The organism is Bacillus sp. PK6-013, assembly GCF_054161445.1.
The window spans coordinates 2193052-2211225 of the sequence record NZ_CP096417.1 but is presented as its reverse complement, the minus strand read 5'-3'; the positions used below and the strand labels follow the sequence as shown (position 1 = coordinate 2211225).

The 18174-nt window shown below is 48.8% G+C and carries 6 protein-coding genes; all 6 read right to left on the bottom strand.

From position 1 onward, the window contains the following. Window positions 1-17: 17 nt before the first annotated feature. The 6 genes from M1E03_RS11070 to M1E03_RS11045 all read right to left on the bottom strand — a co-directional run bounded on the left by M1E03_RS11070 (window position 18) and on the right by M1E03_RS11045 (window position 18171). Complete coding sequence (locus tag M1E03_RS11070) at window positions 18-800, bottom strand: enoyl-CoA hydratase (protein WP_020451695.1); 783 nt, start codon at window positions 798-800, stop codon at window positions 18-20. A 21-nt stretch (window positions 801-821) separates the two neighbouring features. Then, window positions 822-1733, bottom strand: a complete 912-nt coding sequence (locus M1E03_RS11065) for a hydroxymethylglutaryl-CoA lyase (RefSeq protein ID WP_020451696.1) — start codon at window positions 1731-1733, stop codon at window positions 822-824. 17 nt (window positions 1734-1750) lie between these two features. Next, window positions 1751-1963 (bottom strand): acetyl-CoA carboxylase biotin carboxyl carrier protein subunit, encoded by a 213-nt coding sequence (locus M1E03_RS11060; protein WP_003182452.1) that lies wholly within the window; start codon window positions 1961-1963, stop codon window positions 1751-1753. A 17-nt stretch (window positions 1964-1980) separates the two neighbouring features. After that, on the bottom strand, window positions 1981-3321 hold the full coding sequence (locus M1E03_RS11055; protein ID WP_082021583.1) for an acetyl-CoA carboxylase biotin carboxylase subunit: 1341 nt from the start codon (window positions 3319-3321) through the stop codon (window positions 1981-1983). A 238-nt stretch (window positions 3322-3559) separates the two neighbouring features. Next, a complete protein-coding gene (locus M1E03_RS11050; protein WP_458110442.1) occupies window positions 3560-7363 on the bottom strand; it encodes a non-ribosomal peptide synthetase in 3804 nt (1267 codons plus the stop codon). A 17-nt stretch (window positions 7364-7380) separates the two neighbouring features. Further along, window positions 7381-18171, bottom strand: a complete 10791-nt coding sequence (locus M1E03_RS11045) for an amino acid adenylation domain-containing protein (RefSeq protein ID WP_458110441.1) — start codon at window positions 18169-18171, stop codon at window positions 7381-7383. Between the last annotated feature and the right edge of the window lie 3 nt (window positions 18172-18174).

Sequence of the window (18174 nt, the reverse complement as noted above, 5' to 3'; positions counted from 1 at the left end):
CTGTCCCCCCGTTCGTTTTATTCTCCCGTATAATACGGCTTCCGCTTTTCTGTAAAAGCTTTCAGCCCTTCTGTTCTGTCTTTCGTCGGAATCGTCAGCTCGTAGGCTTTTTGTTCTATCGCGAGTCCAGTTTCGATATCTGTCTCAAGCCCTTGATTGATAGCGAACTTCGCCTGTCTGACGGCAACCGGTCCGTTCGCCGCAATGTTCGCTGCGATATTTTCGGTTGTTTCCTTTAACTTTTGAAGCGGAACGACATGTTCAACTAGGCTGATCTTTTGCGCTTCTTCGGCGCTGATGCGGCAGCCGGTATAGATCATTTCTTTTGCCTTTCCCCTGCCGATCAAGCGGGGCAGCCGCTGTGTTCCCCCTGCCCCGGGAATGATCGCGAGCGTTGTTTCGGGGAGGCCGAGTTCAATATGTTCGGCTGCGATCCTGATGTCGCACGCCAATGCAAGCTCCAGCCCCCCTCCCAAAGCGCTTCCGTTTAATGAAGCGATGACGGGCTGCGGCAGTTTTTCCGTCTGGCTGACCACTTGTTGAATCATGGAAACGGCCTGCTTCGCTTCTGTGGGGCTCATGCGGGCTCTTTCCTTTAAATCGGCACCTGCACAAAACGTCCTGTTCCCTACTCCCGTTATAATGACACAGCGGACGGCCGGGTTTGAACGGATATCGCGAAGGATATGCTGAAGGTCGTCGAGAAGTCCGAGCGAGAGGGCATTTGCAGCTTGCGGTCTGTTCAACGTCAACACGGCGACCGCCTGCTCGTTTATGGAATAAAGAACATTGGGCTCCATTCGGTCTTCCTCCTCCTCAATCTATGAAAAGCAATTCTTTGATTTCGCCGCCTGCAAATTTCGGCTTGGTAGCTCTCTCCCGGTTTTGTCTTCGATCCATTTGGCAGCTGAAAGCAGCTTGCTGAGATCAACTCCGGTTTCGATGCCCATCTGGGCGCACATGTAAATCAAATCATCAGTTGCCGCATTTCCCGTGGCTCCAGGGGCATAAGGACAGCCGCCCAGCCCGCCGCATGATGCGTCAAATACGGTGATTCCCATATCCATCGCTGTGATCATGTTGGCGAGCGCCATCCCTCTCGTATCATGAAAATGAAGGGCGAAACTCTCTTTCGGAAAGCGTTTTAAAAGTACGTCAAGCACCTTTTGAACTTGCACGGGATTCGCTGCGCCGATTGTATCTCCGAGAGAAAGTTCGTCGATGCCCATGTCGAACAACGCATCACAGAGGCGTATGATTTGTTCTAATGGCACATGATGTTCATAAGGACAGCCAAATACGGTGGACAGGTAGGCTCTGGTGGTGAGGCCTGCTTGTTTGGCTGTCCCGGTGACTTCCTGCAAGACTGGAAGCGTTTCGCCGATCGATTTGTTAATATTTTTCCGGTTGTGTGTCTCGCTTGCCGACATAAAAACAGAAGCTTCATCGATCCCTCCTTCGAGAGCCCGTTCCAGCCCTTTTCGGTTCGGAATGAGGGCTGCGTAGGTGACGCCCGGCTTCCGGTTAATGCCTTTGGCGACGTCAAGGGCATCAGACAGTGCAGGAATCCATTTAGGATGAACGAATGAAGTGATTTCGATATATGAAAGCCCTGTTTGGGAAAGCATGTCGATCCAGGTTATTTTATCGGCTGTCGAGAGTGCGGTTTCTTCATTTTGCAGACCGTCGCGCGGCCCGACTTCTTTAATGAAAATTTTCTTCGGTACATTCATTTGCCATCCTCCAGACCTTATTGAAGCTCCAATAAGACATCTCCTTCATCGGCAAAATCACCTTCGTTTTTTCTGACGGTTTTGACGGTGCCGGCCGTTTCGGCGACAATCGGAATCTCCATTTTCATCGATTCTAAAATGGCGACTTCCTGCCCTTTTTCGATTTTGTCTCCTGCTTTCACTAATATTTTCCACACGTTTCCCGCCATATTGGTGACAACAGTATTCATGGCACGCCTCCTTAATTTCATTTTGACTGATAACGACTGATAAAATCGGTTTGGACCCCGCCTTTTCGGAATTCGTCAGAACGTACGATGTCTTCAAGCAACGGAATATTTGTCTTAATGCCTTTCACTTGATATTGTGAGAGCGCTTCGGCCAATGTGCGGATGGCTTCATCTCTGCTATTTCCTTTGACGATCATTTTGGCGATCATCGGGTCGTAATACGGTGTGATGTTCATACCTGGGGCTGCTGCGCATTCATGACGGACATTCGGGTGCTCAGGCAGCTTAAGGTCAGTGATCCGTCCCGGCGAAGGGAAAAATGTTTTCGGATCTTCGGCACAGATTCTGACTTCGATCGCATGTCCGTCACGCCGAATGTCTTTCTGCTTATACGGAAGCGCTTTGCCTGCTGCGATATTGAGCTGTTCTTCGACAATGTCGAGCCCTGTAATTTCCTCTGTCACCGGGTGTTCGACCTGCAGGCGGGTATTCATCTCGAGAAAATAAAAATGATTCTTGCTGTCTACTAAAAACTCGATTGTCCCGGCGTTGGCATAGCCGATCGACAGCGCGGCTTTCACGGCCGCTTCACCGAGCTTCGCGCGCATGTTTTCATCGAATAACGGAGCAGGTGCTTCTTCGATGATTTTTTGCTGGCGTCTCTGAATCGAACAGTCCCGTTCCCAAAGATAGACGGCATTTCCGTATTCGTCTGTTAAAATCTGAATCTCGATATGTCTTGCATCTTCGATATATTTCTCGATGTACATAGCCCCGTCTCCGAAAAAATCGGCGGCTCGTTTTTGGCTGCCTTCATATGCTTTTGCTAATTCGCCTTCATTGCGAATCAGCTGCATTCCGATGCCTCCGCCTCCAAAAGAAGCCTTGAGCATCACGGGATAGCCGATGGATTCGGCAAGAGCCTTGGCTTCATTCAGACCGGCCAAGCTTTTTGTCACGCCGGGAACGACGGGAATCCCGGCTTGTTCCATCGCTAGCCTTGCTTCAATTTTGCTCCCCATTTTGGCGATCACATCGGACGGCGGACCGATAAACGTGATATTTTCCTGCAGGCATCTTTCGGCAAAACGGCTGTTCTCGGAAAGCAGGCCGTATCCCGGGTGGATGGCACAGACCCCCGCTTTTTTAGCAGTTTCGATGATTTTTTCGATATTTAAATAGCTTTCACTGACCCGCGGTTTGCCGATCAGCCAGGCTTCATCTGCAGCTTTAACGTGCAGGGACTCAGCATCCGCTTCAGAGTAGACGGCAGCTGTCTGAATACCGAGCCGTTTACAAGTTCGGATGATCCGAAGTGCGATTTCGCCACGATTGGCGATAAGCAATTTTTGAAGCAAAAAAATGCCCCCTTTCATATTCAAAAGTGTCTGAAATAGAATTTGAAAGCGCCTTCATTTATTTATTGTGCGAATTCGAAAGTGAAGTAGCTTATCCTGTTTCCTGCCATAGGTTCAGACGGGTCTTGTCTGTTCTTTACAGCTTATGATGATTTGAAAGAAAAAAGTCCTAAAGCTTAAGAAATCGCTTTAGAACTCTCAATGTTTTGGCTCGGGCCTGTTGGTGTTTGGACGGCTTTTACCGAGAATGCTCTGCATGTTTGCCGCTGTTTGTGAGGATATGTTGAATGATCTCGGCGTTTTTTGACAGAAAGGCAGTTTCGAACATATCCTGATGCGGTCCGGCTCCTTTATACTCTTGATAGTTTCTTGTTGTGGCGTCGGCCCATTTTTGCAATATGAATCTGTCAATTTGATCCGTCTGAATGCCGGCTTCAATAAAGTGGATGTTTGCGTTGATTTGGCCGCCATTGATTAATTGTGCCCAATATTTTTGATAGTTTGCCGTCTTTTTGATGACTGCTTCCCTGAGGTGAGCGGGAACATGTTCTGCCGTGGTGCTGCTTGGCTGTGGCGGCAATGCTTGTTTCTTTTGATATGCATCGACAATAATGAGATCGCTGACCTCCAAACCACGGTTTTCCATTTCTTTGACAGTCTCAAATGCCGTGTTGCCTCCCGCTGAATATCCCAGCAGGATATAAGGACCCCGAGGCTGTTTTTGGATGATGTTGTTCACGTATTGTTCCATACGGCTGTCTTCTTCAATAAAGTTAAATCCGTACACAGTCGCTTTGCCGTTTAGCTTAGCAGCGAGATCTTTATAAAATATCCCGAAGCCCGAAATGGGAGGAAAGCAGAAAAGGTTCACTCCGGTCGGCGGATTCAGTCTGCTGACATGCTGTACGGCCGAGGCGCGCAGCTCATGTGAAAACAGCTTTTCGGCCAATTGTTCGATTGTTGGATTCTCGAATAATAATTCAATCGGAATATCGATCCCCTGGCTGTTTTTCAGCTGGTGAATGACTTGAAGAGCCTTTAGCGAATGACCGCCAAGTTCGAAAAAGTCATCTTCAATACCGAGCTCCTTCACGCCAAGGATAGGTCTCCATATGTCAATCAGTTCTTTTTCGACCCAGTTTCTTGGCGGCACAATCTGTTTCAAAGCCGTTTTTTGATCAGGTGCAGGCAGCGCGCGGCGGTCGATTTTGCCGTTTGCCGAAAGAGGCATGCGGTCCAGTTTAACCCAATCATGAGGAATCATATAGTCGGGAAGCTGCCTTGATAGTAATGAACGGATCGTTTTTTCCTCTGTTTGATCATCGCTTACATAATATGCGATAAGGAATGCTTCTTCGTTTTTTTCTTCAATGATGACAGCGGCTTCTTGAACGCCTTCAATCTCGATGAGCCGCGCTTCTATTTCAGCCGGTTCAGTTCGTTTGCCGCGAATTTTGATTTGCCGGTCCATCCGGCTGATATATTCTAAGTTGCCGTCTGGCAGCCAGCGCGCCAGATCGCCGGTTTTGTACATTTTTTCCCCTGGTTGAAACGGATGCTCTACAAATGCTTCACCCGTCAAATCAGGTCTGTGCAAATATCCTTTTGCAACCCCATCGCCGCCGACGCAAAGTTCGCCGGGAACGCCGATCGGCGCGAGCTGACCGCTCTCGTCAACAATAAAGGCATTTGAATTGCTGATCGGTTTTCCGATGGGAATCGCTTGTGAAAAATCTTGCTTGACTTCATAAAATGTAGAGAATGTTGTATTTTCCGTCGGACCATATATGTTATAAAGCTTCAGGTTTGGGCACCGATGTCTGACCGTATTCATCAGTGCAGGCGTCAAAGCTTCCCCGCCGACATATAAAGTGGAGAGCCCTGAAAACATGTCCGGCTGGGCTTGTGCCAGCTGGTTAAAGAGAGCCGTTGTTAAAAACAGCACTGTGATATCATGGTGAAGCAAATAGCTGCCAAAACGGGCAGGAGTCAACATCGTCAAGCGGTCAATAACATGAAGAGATGCTCCTTTCAGGAGCGCTCCGAATATTTCAAATGTGATGGCGTCAAAGCCGAGTGAACCGGTTAAGATCAATCGGTCATTTGTATCGGCTGATGTGTAATTGCTGTTTGAGATCAGTGATACGACATTGCGGTGCGAAATCATTACGCCCTTTGGTTTGCCTGTCGAACCTGATGTATACATGATATAAGCCAGATCATCCGGACGCGTATTTATGTTGATAGCGCTGACAGGTGCCAATTGCGCTTCCTTGGATATCAACACTTTTTTCGGAAAATCAATGTCCGTCTTGAGTCCTTTCTGAACGGCCAATACGTCCGCCCCGCTTTCTTTCAGCATGCAGCTGATCCGTTCAGGCGGCAGTTCGGCATCGAGCGGGAGATAGGCGCCGCCCGCTTTCAAAACGGCAAGAACTCCGATGATGAATTCAGGTGAATGCTCTGCTAAAATGCCGGCAATTCCGTTTTTCTTTAAGCCTTGTTCTTGGAAGATGCGGGCCCATGCAGTGGATGTTTGATCCAGCTCCCGGTATGTCATCGTCAAGCCGCCGGCATGTAGTGCGATATGATCCGGCGTTTTCTCTACTTGATTGGAAAACAAGTCAGTGATTGTTTTGTTCGTATCGTAATCCGTTTTTGTATCGTTGAATGCCCCGATGATCCGGGCTTTTTCGTCAGGCGCGATCATCGGCAGCCTGGAGGCGGGGATATCGGTGTCCTCCGCCGCTCTTCGCAAAGCTTCCAGCAGGTGGCCCCTCACACAGTCAATCCATGATTCATCATAAACGTTTGCATTGTAGATGAACTTGATGACAAGTTCATCATCCGGGGCAATCATGAGGTTGAAGTTGTAGCCTGATTGCTCCGACACTTTTACATTTTCGATCTGAAGCGGTGATTCGGCGCGGTTTGCCGAGTCTTGCATTTGCTGCAAAGGGTAGTTTTCAAAAACGAAAATATGGTCAATCGCATGCTGTTTGAAAGCGATATGCGACTGAATGTCAGCCAATGGATAAAAGTTGAACATGTCTTGAGCGAGCCTTTCTTTTTGGGAGCGGCGAAGCAGCTCTGAAAAGGTTTCATTTTCGCTCTCGGTCTTGATTCGCACCGGCACAGTATTGATAAATAAACCGATGATCTTCTCAACGCCCGGAATCACGGAAGGACGGCCGGAAACGACAGAGCCGAACACGACATCATCTGTCCGGTTATAGCGCTGAAGCATTAAGCCCCACACGGTTTGTATGAGAGTGGCGAGTGTGGCTCCATGCTGTTTGGCGATTGTTTTGAGTCTGACTGTCAACTTTCGGTCTAATGAAAACATCAGCTCTTTCTGCCGATATCCCTTTTCAGCAGGTTTTGCAGACACTTTCGGAAGACCTGTTGGCGCATTGAAGTCTGTCAAGTAGTTCTTCCAATATTCCTTGGCTTTGTCTTTGTCCTGATCATACAACCAGGAAATATATGCGCTGTATGGCTGAACAGGATCTAAAGGCACAGATTCACCCGTATAGATGGCTTCGTACAACTGCATAAATTCTTGGAGTACGATCCCGAGACACCAGCCGTCCATTAAAATGTGGTGATGGCTCCATACACATACGTGTTGTTCCGGCGCCGTTTTGAACAGAGAAATACGCATCAGCATATCTTTTTGCAGATTGAAGCCTTTCTGCCGATCCCGCTCTTTAAACTGGCTGATATACGCGGTTTGATCGGTCTCCGGCATTTCGGTCAAGTCTTCAGCATGCAACTGAAAGGATCGATCGCGTAAAACGACCTGGCGCGGTTCTTTCAGCCCGGCAACATGAGGCAAAAAAACCGTTCTGAAAATATCGTGGCGGTCAATGATCGATTGGACACTTTGTTGAAACCAGTCTAAATGGAGCTGACCCCTTATTGTGAAGACGGACTGTTCAATATATGCGGTTCCTTCGTCTTGCAGGAAAGAATGAAAAAGCATTCCTTCCTGCATGTGGCTTAAAGGATAAATGTTTTGGATTTTTTGTGTATGATCCATTGTTTCCCTCCGCTCGTTTAATGAAATCCGAGTAAGTCGGTTATATTTTTAAAAGCTTCCTCGGTCAGCTCGCGATCATCAAAGTCGCTGACGGTCTTTTCTGTTTCAGTTTTGCCGAGGCAATGGTTCATCAGCTTTCTGAGATAGTACTGACAATCTTGGGAAAGCCGCTCAATGGTTTCCTTTTGAAAACGCCCTGTTTCATATGTCATGTTAACGGTCAGTTTGCCTTCGGCTACGAGTGCGCTGATATCCAGCGACTGTTCACGCTTCCAAGTGCCGGTGATATCTTCGCCGCCCCCCAAAGGAGAAAATGTAAATGCATCAAGCTGTTCTGTTTCGGTTTGCGCACGGTTTCCGATTTCAAATTGTCCTAAATAGTTAAAGGTGATATCAGGTGCTTTGCCGAATTTGATCTTTGCTTTTTCAGGCGGTGTCATATATTTGAGAACACCGTATCCAAATCCTTTATCAGGTATCCGCCTTAACGTGTCTTTAGTTATTTTTAATGCGCGGATCATATATTCTTCATGATGGTCATCCCATGTATTGGGTTCAAGTTGAAGCAATACTGGATATATGGAAGTAAACCACCCTACGGTTCGGCTGATATCGTGATATGCCGCCTCAGATTGACGGCCATGCCCTTCAAGCGCGATTTTTAGCGCCTTTTGCGGCACCCATTTCCATATAGCGAGTACCGCTGACGCCAATAGCAAGTCTTGGGTATCCGTATTGTAAGCATTGTGCACATCTTTTAGAATCGCGTCTGTTTCTTGTTGAGCTAAAGTAAATGATACGGTGTTACGTTTTTTCAAAGCGGTTTTGTCGATATGTGTCTGATCTTTTGGCAGTGCAACTGTTTCATGTTGTTCGATGGCGCGCCAATAGTCTGCTTGCTGTAATAACCGCCGGCTTTCTGCATACTTGGCTAATTGCTCGGTATATGTCTGGAATGATGCGGTTTTTGGCGGGAGTGCTATGTCATCTCCGCGAATCGCCTGCTCATAGCCCGATGCCAAGTCTTCCAGGATAATCCGCCATGATATGCCGTCGACGGCCAAGTGATGGATAGCAAGAAACAAGTCATCTCCTTCGCTTGAGCGGAAAAGCCCGACTTGCACCAGCGGCCCGTTTTCCAAGTCCATTGCTTTTTGCAGCTCACGAACTTGGTGTTTGATAATGTGTTCATGATCTTTTGGTTCGCCGGCCAGATTGAAGATTCGCAAGTTGTAAAGCTGGTCCTCTCCGATGTTCGCTGGACGATTGTACAGGCGCAAGTTCCCTTGTTCATCTTTGGCGCATATGAGCCTGAGTGCATCGTGATGGACGGTTATCGCTTTTAGCGTTTTCCTCAATGCATCTTCATCTAACGGATTTGACCGATGCAGCATAACCGACTGATTAAAATGGTGGGCTTCTTTTATATCTTGAGACAGGAACCATTTTTGCACCGGTGACCATGTCATCTCGCCTTCTACAGATGCTTGGCTGATCGGTTGTTGTGATAAACGGACATATGGCGCCAATTCTTGGATTGTCGGATGGCTGAAGATATCTTTTACGGCCAATTGCTTTCCTGATTGATGCAATCTCGCGGAGACTTGCAATGCCTTAATGGAATCTCCGCCAAGCTCAAAAAATGATTCATCAATTCCGATCTTGTCCACACCGAGCACCCCGCGCCAGATGGCAGCCAATTCTTTTTCAATATCAGTGGCCGGAGCCGTAAATGTTTGCCTAGTCTCTCCCTTGTGCGGGATCTTTGCCAGTGCGGGCTTATTCAGCTTCCCGTTTGGCATGGTAGGCAATGCATCAAGCGTTTGGAAAAACGCCGGTACCATGTAAGACGGCACTTTTTTGGCCAAAGCTTTGCGCACCATGCCGCAATCTGCGCCGTCTTCAACAACGATATAAGCGCACAGTTCCTTATGACCTGCTGCGGTAACAGAATCCACCACTGCCGCTTCTTTTACTACGGCAAGGCCGGAGAGTGCCGCTTCCACTTCTTTTATCTCGATTCGGTAGCCTCTGATTTTGACTTGTTCATCCATCCTGCCGACATACTGCAGTGTGCCGTCCGGCAGCCATTTCGCCAAATCCCCCGTCCGATACATGCGCTGATCTGGATGGAACGGATCTTGAACGAAAGCTTTTGCCGTTTGCTCAGGGAGATTGATATATCCTCTTGCAAGCCCCGGTCCTGTAATGCAAAGTTCTCCGGTGACACCGATAGGCTGCAAGTGATCTCCTTTTAAAATATAAACATTTGTATAGCCGATCGGCCGGCCGATCGTGATGTTTTCTTCTCGTTTCAATCTTCTGGCCGCAGTGGCCGTGATGCTGCTCTCTGTCGGCCCGTATTCATTGGAAATCTCTATGTCAGGGCTGAGCGAGAAACTGCGCTCCAGCAAATTCGGTTCAATCGCTTCGCCTCCTAATGTGACAAGTCGCAGTGTTTGTACATCTTCCGGCTGCAATACGTCAAGCAGTGTCCGGTATAGAATCGGAACGAGATTCATATGCGTAATGCCGTAATCGGCTAGATATTGTTTAATAGCGAGAATGTCTTTCGCTTCTTCCTCAGCCGGGATAACGGTCTGCACTCCTGATATAAGCGGCGCAAACATACTTGTGACAAATGCGTCAAAAGAAAATGAGGAAAGCTGAAGCGCGATATCATGATCATGAAATTCATAAAAAGCACTGCGCCACTGAACTGTATAAGCGACTCCTCTGTGTTCCACCATGACGCCTTTTGGATTGCCCGTCGTACCTGATGTATAAATGATATAAGCCAAATGATCAGGCCCGGAAGCAGTTAGAATAGGTGAGGTGTCCTGTTCCTGTACATCTTCAATCAGAAGCACTTCGCCTTTAAAACCATCAGGTACTTGATGAATTGCTTTTTTATCGGTGATTAGCAGTTTAGCTCCGCTGTCGGCTAATACATATTGTTTGCGCTCGTCCGGATATCCAAGATCAATTGGGACATAGGCGCCCCCTGCTTTCCAGGTTCCGAGAACGGCTGCGATCAAGCCTGTTGATTTAGGAATCATAATACCTACAGGTAGATCCGGACCAATCCCTTGATTTTGCAATGTTCTCGCTATTTTGTTGGACCATTCGTCTAATTCTTGATAAGTGAGCACCCCTTCCCGAGTGATGAGTGCAGTTGCACCCGGCGATTTTGCCGCCTGGCGGGCGAATAATTCGTGAACGGTTATGTTAGGGCCGTGTTGTTCCGGCATCCTGTTAAAGTTTGTCCTCAGCAGCTGTTGTTCTTTAGCTGTCAGCATGCTGATGGCAGGCAACGCTGTCTGCGGCGCGTGGACAATGTGCTGAAGCATTGTCGTGAAATGTGATGCCCAGCGTTCGATCGTATCTTGTTTAAATAAAGATGATGCATATTCAAACCGAAAGTGTATGCGTTCATCCCCTTCTGAAACTTGCAGCGTCAGATCAAACTTCGCCCCAGTTTGAGGCATATCGGCAGGCTGAATATGCAGTCCATCCAGGAAAAGCTCTTGACGATCCATATTTTGTACGACAAGCATAGCGTCAAACAACGGATTGCGGCTCATATCACGGACGACATCAAGCCGGTCGACAAGCTCCTCAAACGGATAATCCTGATGTTCAAATGCCTCAAGTGCCGTTTCGCGGACCTCTCTTAAGAAATCGCTGAAACATTTGTTTTCGGCCGGCTGCGTTCTGATCGCCAATGTGTTGACAAACATGCCGATGACAGGTTCTAAGTCTTTGTGCGGCCTTCCGGCGATCGGCGAACCGATGATGATATCCTCCTGTCCGCTGAGCCGGGCAAGAAGCGTGCTGTACGCGGCGAGAAGAACCATATACAGGGTGCATCCGTTGTCGCGGGCGATCTTGTATAGGCCGGATGAAGTGTCCGCATCAAGTGAAAAGGACACATGATCTCCGGCAAAGCTTCGCACCGCCGGGCGGGCGTTGTCGGCCGGAAGCTCCAGCACCGGCAGCTCTCCGTCGAGCTGCTTCAGCCAATAGGCTTCCTGTCTGTTGTACGCCTCTCCTTGTTTGAATGCCTGTTGCCAGACAGCGTAGTCTTTATATTGAATCCGCAGCGGGTGAAGCGTCCGGTTGGCGTACAGCTCGCTGAATTCGCTGATTAAGGTGCCGACAGACACCCCGTCGGAAATGATGTGATGCATGTCCACCAACAACAGGTGGCTCTCCTCCGCCTCCTTCACAAGAGCGGCGCGGAAAAGCGGCGCTTCTTGAAGCCGGAACGGACGGACAAAGTCTTCAGCCGCGACCAATTCCATCAGCTGAAACGGGACATCATCATGAATGCGTTGAACAGGCTCGCCGTCTGCCCCGGTTTCAAACGACGTCCTGAGCGATTCGTGGCGGCGGATCAGCTGCCTGAATACTTCATCAAGCCGGGCGCGGTCGAGCGGTCCTGTCAGCTTAAGCGCCGCCGGCATATTGTAGCCGACACCGCCGTCTTCCAGCTGCTGAAGGACATACATCCGCTTTTGCGCCGAGGACACCGGATAGGTGTCCTGTTTGTCCGCCGGTTCAATCGCCGCATGCGGGCTTTCATCCAATTCCTGAATCACGGCTGCGAGCTCTTCCAGTGTCGGCTTGGCGAAAATCTCCTTCAGCGGCACCTGCACGCCAAACGCTTTGGCGATGCGGGAGACGAGCGCTGTCGCTTTCAGCGAGTGGCCGCCTTGTTCGAAAAAGTGGTCGCGAATGCCGGCAGGGCCGTATTTCAGCACCTCTTCCCAAAGCTTGGCGAGCTTCATTTCCGTGATGGTTTGCGGCGCGGTGTAAGCGCGTCGTTCAGCCGCTCCGTCGGGAGCGGGCAGCGCCTTGCGGTCAAGCTTTCCGCTCGGAGTGACAGGCCACTCTTTCATCTCGATGAAGGATGAAGGCATCATGTAGGCCGGCAGGCGTTTGCCCAGCTCTGTCCTTACAGTCTGTTGGTCCTGACCTTCAATATAGGCGCAAAGCTCGGTTTCCTCCCCTTCTGTCCGGGCGATAACCGCCGCTTCCCGCACGCCGTCGATCTGGCGAAGCGCCGCTTCGACTTCCCCCGGTTCGATCCGGTAGCCGCGGATTTTCACTTGACCGTCCATGCGGCCCAACCATTCAACGGTGCCGTCCGGAAGCCATCTCGCCAGATCACCCGTTTGATACATGCGTTCCCCTGAATAAAAGGGGTCATCGAGAAACCGTTCTTCTGTCAGCTCCGGACGGTTCAAATAGCCCCTTGCGACGCCCGCGCCTGCGATATACAGTTCCCCTCGACAGCCGAACGGCAGAAGCTGCCGTTTTTTATTTAAAATATAGAGTCTCATATTGTGTCCTGATCGGCCGATCGGGACATGGTCAAGTGTTTTCCTTTTAGGGACATCAAAGTATGCCGCTTCTACCGTCGCTTCCGTCGGTCCGTAGGAATTTGTCAATTCCACCCCCGGCAGAAGCTCATGAAAACGGGAGACGAGGTGCGCCCCCAGCTGCTCACCGCCTGCAAAGACTCTTTTTAAATGTCTGATGTCGGCCGGTTTTTTTCTATGATTCATATATTCCAAGAATGAGTGAAGCATAGAAGGGACAAAATGAGCGGCTGTAACTTCCTTTTCCTCCAGCGCTTTTAAGATGATTTCAGGATCTTTTTCCCCTCCTTGAGGAAGCAGATAAACAGAAGCCCCGGCGAATGGCCACCAGAACAGCTCCCATATTGAAGCATCAAACGAGTAAGACGTTTTATGCAGAATGATGTCCGAGTCGTTAAGTGAGTAGCGGGTTTGCAGTGAGTATAAAAAATTGACCGCGGACCTGTGTTCCACCATGACGCCTTTTGGGCGTCCCGTTGAGCCGGATGTATAGATGATATAGGCCAAGGCATCGGGCGGTACCGGGAGATTCGGATTGACTGCCGCTTCTCCGTGATTCCCGCGCCCGCCATCTAGCGGCAAAATGGTTCCCTCAAACATCGATGGATTAGATTCTGCAAGCAAGGTCTTTGCGCCGCTGTCCTTCATTAAAAAACGGATTCGTTCTTCAGGATAGTCAGGGTCGATCGGCACGTAAGCAGCTCCCGCTTTTAAAATGCCATAAATTCCAATCAGCATATCTGGTGAACGTCTCCCCATCACGGCAATCACATCTTCCTGTTGAATACCGAGGCCAATTAGCTTCCATGCAATTTGATTGGCCCGTTCATTCAGTTCTCTGTAGGAGATGGAGACGCCATCCGCCAAAACGGCCGGACGATCAGGCGTCTTTTCTGCCTGCTGCTCGAGCTGATGGTGAAGCGGCTGATCCAGTGGGAAATCGATTTTTTGCATCGGACTGAAGTTTTGCAGAAGCGCGCTTTCTTCCTTTTTCGAAAGGATTGACAAATGGTCCAGTTCCAGCTCCGGATGCTGTGCAGCGTTTTTAGCCAACGTTTTAAAAAAATCGGCCCATTTTTGAATCGTTTTCCGTTCAAACAAATCTGTACTGTATTCAAACTGACAATATATTTGTCCGCCGCTTTCGGCCATGTACAGTGACAGGTCGAATTTAGAAATCGGGTGGCTGATATCTTTTTGCCGAAGCTCAAGCCCCTCCATCGACAATTGTTGCCGCTCCATATTTTGCAGTGCAAACGTTGTATCAAAGAGCGGATTTCGGCTCATCTCCCGCTGAACGCCGAGGCGGTCAACCAGCTCCTCTAACGGATAGTCCTGGTGTTCATAGGCTTCTAGCGCTGTTTCTCGAATGTCCTGTAAATATTGTTTGAAAGATATTCCGCTCACCGGACGTGTTCGAAAAGCCATTGTGTTCACAAACATTCCGAGCACGGATTCAAGGTCAGCATGCGGTCTGCCCGCGATCGGCGAACCGACAATGATCTCTTCCTGCCCGCTTAGCCGTGATAATAAAACGGTGTATATGCCAAGAAGCGTCATATACAGTGTGCATCTGTTTTCTCCTGCGAGCTGTTGTAAACGTGATGTAAGCTCCTGACTGATCTCGAACGTAACCCGGTCACCTGCAAAGCTTTTTGCCGGGGGCCGCGGTTTGTCCGTCGGCAATTCGAGCACTGGCAGCTCACCGGCCAGTTGTTTGAGCCAATACGATTCTTGCCGTTTGTATATGTCGCTTGTTTTGAATGTTTCTTGCCATGCTGCATAGTCTTTGTATTGAATGCGCAACGGAGCCAGTTCAAGTCTTTTATACAGCTCGCTGAATTCCTGCATGAGCAATTGGATGGAGACACCGTCTGAAATAATATGGTGCATGTCCACTAAAAGCAGATATCGTCCTTTTTCAATGGTCGCTAAGCCCGCCCTGAAAAGCGGAGCCTTTCCAAGATCAAACGGCCGGATAAATGATTCAGATGAAGAGTCGTTTGAAAAAGCAAACGGCACCTTTTCATGAATCCGCTGCACCGGCTCGCCGTCGTCTCCTGCTTCGAATGATGTCCTAAGGGGTTCATGCCGGCGGATCAGTTCGCGAAATACAGCTTCCACTCTCTGTTGATCGAGCTCGCCTGTCAGCTCCAAAACGGCCGGAATGTTGTAGCTGACTCCTCCGCCATCAAGCTGGTGCAGAACATACATCCGTTTTTGTGCGGAAGAAACCGGATATGTCTCCTTCTTCTCTATTTGCTGAATCGAAGCAAACGGGTTTTCTTCCGCTTCACTGATGACTGCTGCCAATCCTTCTACGGTCGGATGGGCAAAGACATCACTTAACGGAATCTGAACGTTCCATTCTTTGGCGATGCGAGAGATGAGCGATGTTGCTTTTAAAGAATGGCCGCCCAGTTCAAAAAAGTTGTCGCGGATGCCGACCGGCCCCCTTTTCAGTAGACCTTCCCAAAGCTGTGAAAGCCTGAGCTCGTTCAAATTGCGAGGTGCGGCGTATGACTGATGCGATGCGGATGATGTCGATTCTGGGAGGGCGCTTTTGTCGACTTTTCCATTTACGGTAAGCGGAATCGCTGGCACAGCAGTCCATTTTACTGGCATCATGTAGTCAGGGATGGCGTCGGCCAAATCATGACGCAATGCAGAAGGGTCGATCGGTTTCCGTGTGCTGTAGTATGCGCACAATTCATGTTCCCCTTCACTGTCTTTTTGAACCAGGACAACCGCTTCCTTAACAGCAGGATGATTTGCCAATGTCACCTCTATTTCCTTAGGTTCGACCCGGTAGCCCCTGATTTTCACTTGATCATCCGTCCGGCCGATATAGTCCATTTGTCCGTCTGCACGAAGCCTTGCTATATCTCCTGTTCGATACATGACGGCTCCCGCTCTGAATGGATCGGGCAAAAATTTCTGTTTTGTCAAGATTGGATTATTGACATATCCTCTCCCGACGCTCGCGCCTGATATATAAAGCTCTCCTGCTACACCGCAGGGCTGAAGTCGTTTGTATTTGTCAAGGATATACATGGCGTTATGGCTGATCGGTTTTCCGATCGGCGGAGAATCCGGGATGTCGCCCTCAGGATGAATGGTGCATGTCGAGACGACATGGGTTTCCGCCGGGCCGTAATGATTATGCAAGTGTATGCCGCGCCGCTTGAGCAATGCCTTAAAAATATGCGAGACCGTCAATTGCTCCCCTGCAGTGATGACATGCTTCACACAGTTTGGAAAGTGGTTCGCATAGTGTTCCTCATTAAAAAGCATCTTCACAAAAGCCGTCGGGAAAAAGACGACTTCTGTTCGCTGTGTATTGATCAACAAAAACAACTGAGCTGGGTCGCGTTTGATTGATTCAGGCGTGATGCAAAGCGTGCCGCCGCTAAGCAAAGTTGTAAACAATTCTTGATAGCAGACGTCAAACGCACAAGATGCATACTGGAGCACATTTGTTTTGAAATCAATACGTGAGTTTTCAAATTGGTCATGAAGCAAATTGGCCATATTTCGATGTTCAAATAAAACACCCTTCGGCTTCCCCGTTGTTCCAGATGTATACATGATGTAAAGCAAATCTTCCGCAGTGTTTACCGTCTCGACATTGCTTCCGTCGCTTTCCGCATCTGCTTCTTCTATGAATGTCACAGATCGTTTTGTTGCGGCTGACTTTGCTAAAGCCGCCACATGATGCTGTGATACTATGTGCTGACAGCCGCTGTTTTCTATGCAATAGCGAATGCGTTCGGCAGGATGGCTCAGGTCAATCGGAACAAATGCCGCGCCCGCTTTTAAAATGCCGAGTACTCCCGCCGCTAATGCGGGAGAACGTTCGACCATGATCGCGACCGGCTCCTGGCGTTTGACACCCCGTTTTCGGAGAAGGCGTGCAAGTTTGTTGGCCATTTCATTCAGCTCTTTATAAGTGATCGACTGCCCTTCATAGTGAATTGCTTTTTCATCAGGGGATTGTGCCGCCTGACGTTCGAACATCGACTGGATCGTTTCATATTCACGCTGTTTAGTCTCTATTTTCAACGTGCTGAGCAGGTCTTTTTGTTCCTGCTGTGTTGTGATCGCCAATTCCTCCGGGGTCAAATTCGGATTTTCCAGCACTTGTGCGATGATATGCTGCAAATGGCCTTTGACGCTTTCGATGAAAGAACGTTCATGAATGCCGGAATCAAATCTCATTTTGAGATGAATGTTTTCACCTGGTGCTACCATGAGATAAAAGCTGTAGTTGGTCTCGTCTTCCATGTTGAAATCATGAATCCGAAACAGATCCTCTGCATCTTGTCCACTGTTCAGCAGTGCGATTTCTTTTTCAACAGGATAATTTTCAAAAACAAGAATATGGTCGATTAAGCCTTGTTTGACGGCGGATTCCGCCTGTATCTCATAGAGCGGGTGGTAGCTGTACGGCTGCCCATTCAGCGCATCTTTTTGCACTTGTTTAATCAGTTTCACAAAAGGCACTTTTGTACCGGTAACACGCACCGGTACCGTGTTAATGAAAAGGCCGATCATCCGCTCTATCCCTGCAATTTCAGCCGGCCTGCCGGAAATAACCGAACCGAAAACCGCATCATCCGTCTGGTTATAAGCTTGCAGCAACATTCCCCAAAGTGTGTGAAAAATGGTGCTCAGCGTGACCTCTTCCTTTGCGGCCAGCTCTTTCAGCTTATCCGTAACTGTTTTAGAAAGGGAAAAGGTGACTTCTTTTTGTCTGCTTTTGGCGCCCGCTTTTTTTTGCTGCGGCAGCCGGCTCTGTTGGTCATATCCTTCAAGATAACCCTCCCAGTACCGGGCGGCGGCTTCTTTGTCCTGCTCCATCAGCCATTGAATATAGCTCCCATAAGGCACAGCAGGCTCAAGCTTTAATGGTGTTTGGTGCAAAAGGGAAGCGTATATATGGAAAAACTCCTTCAGAACAATCCCGAGGCACCAGCCGTCCATAATGATGTGATGGAAGCTCCATATGCATGTAAATTCGCGTTCCCCTGTTTTAAAAAGAATGACGCGCATCAATCCATCTTTTTGCAAATGAAATCCTTTGGCTCTGTCTGTTTTTTTGACGTCATCGATCAATCTGAGCTGGCCGGATCGGTCCAAATGAGTCAGATCTTTTTCTTCAATTGTGATCGTCCGTTCTTTTAAGACGACCTGCTGCGGAACGGATACATTTTGACTGATAAAAATCGTTCTGAAAATATCGTGCCGGGCGCACAGAGCAGTGATGCTTTTCTGAAAAATGTCTGTGTCAACCTTTCCTGTCATTGAAAATGAGGCTTGTTCGACGTATGCCTGTGTGTCCTTGTTAAGAAGGGTGTGAAATAGCATGCCTTCCTGCATATAAGAAAGCGGATAAATATCCTGAATCTCATGTTTTTTTGTCATATT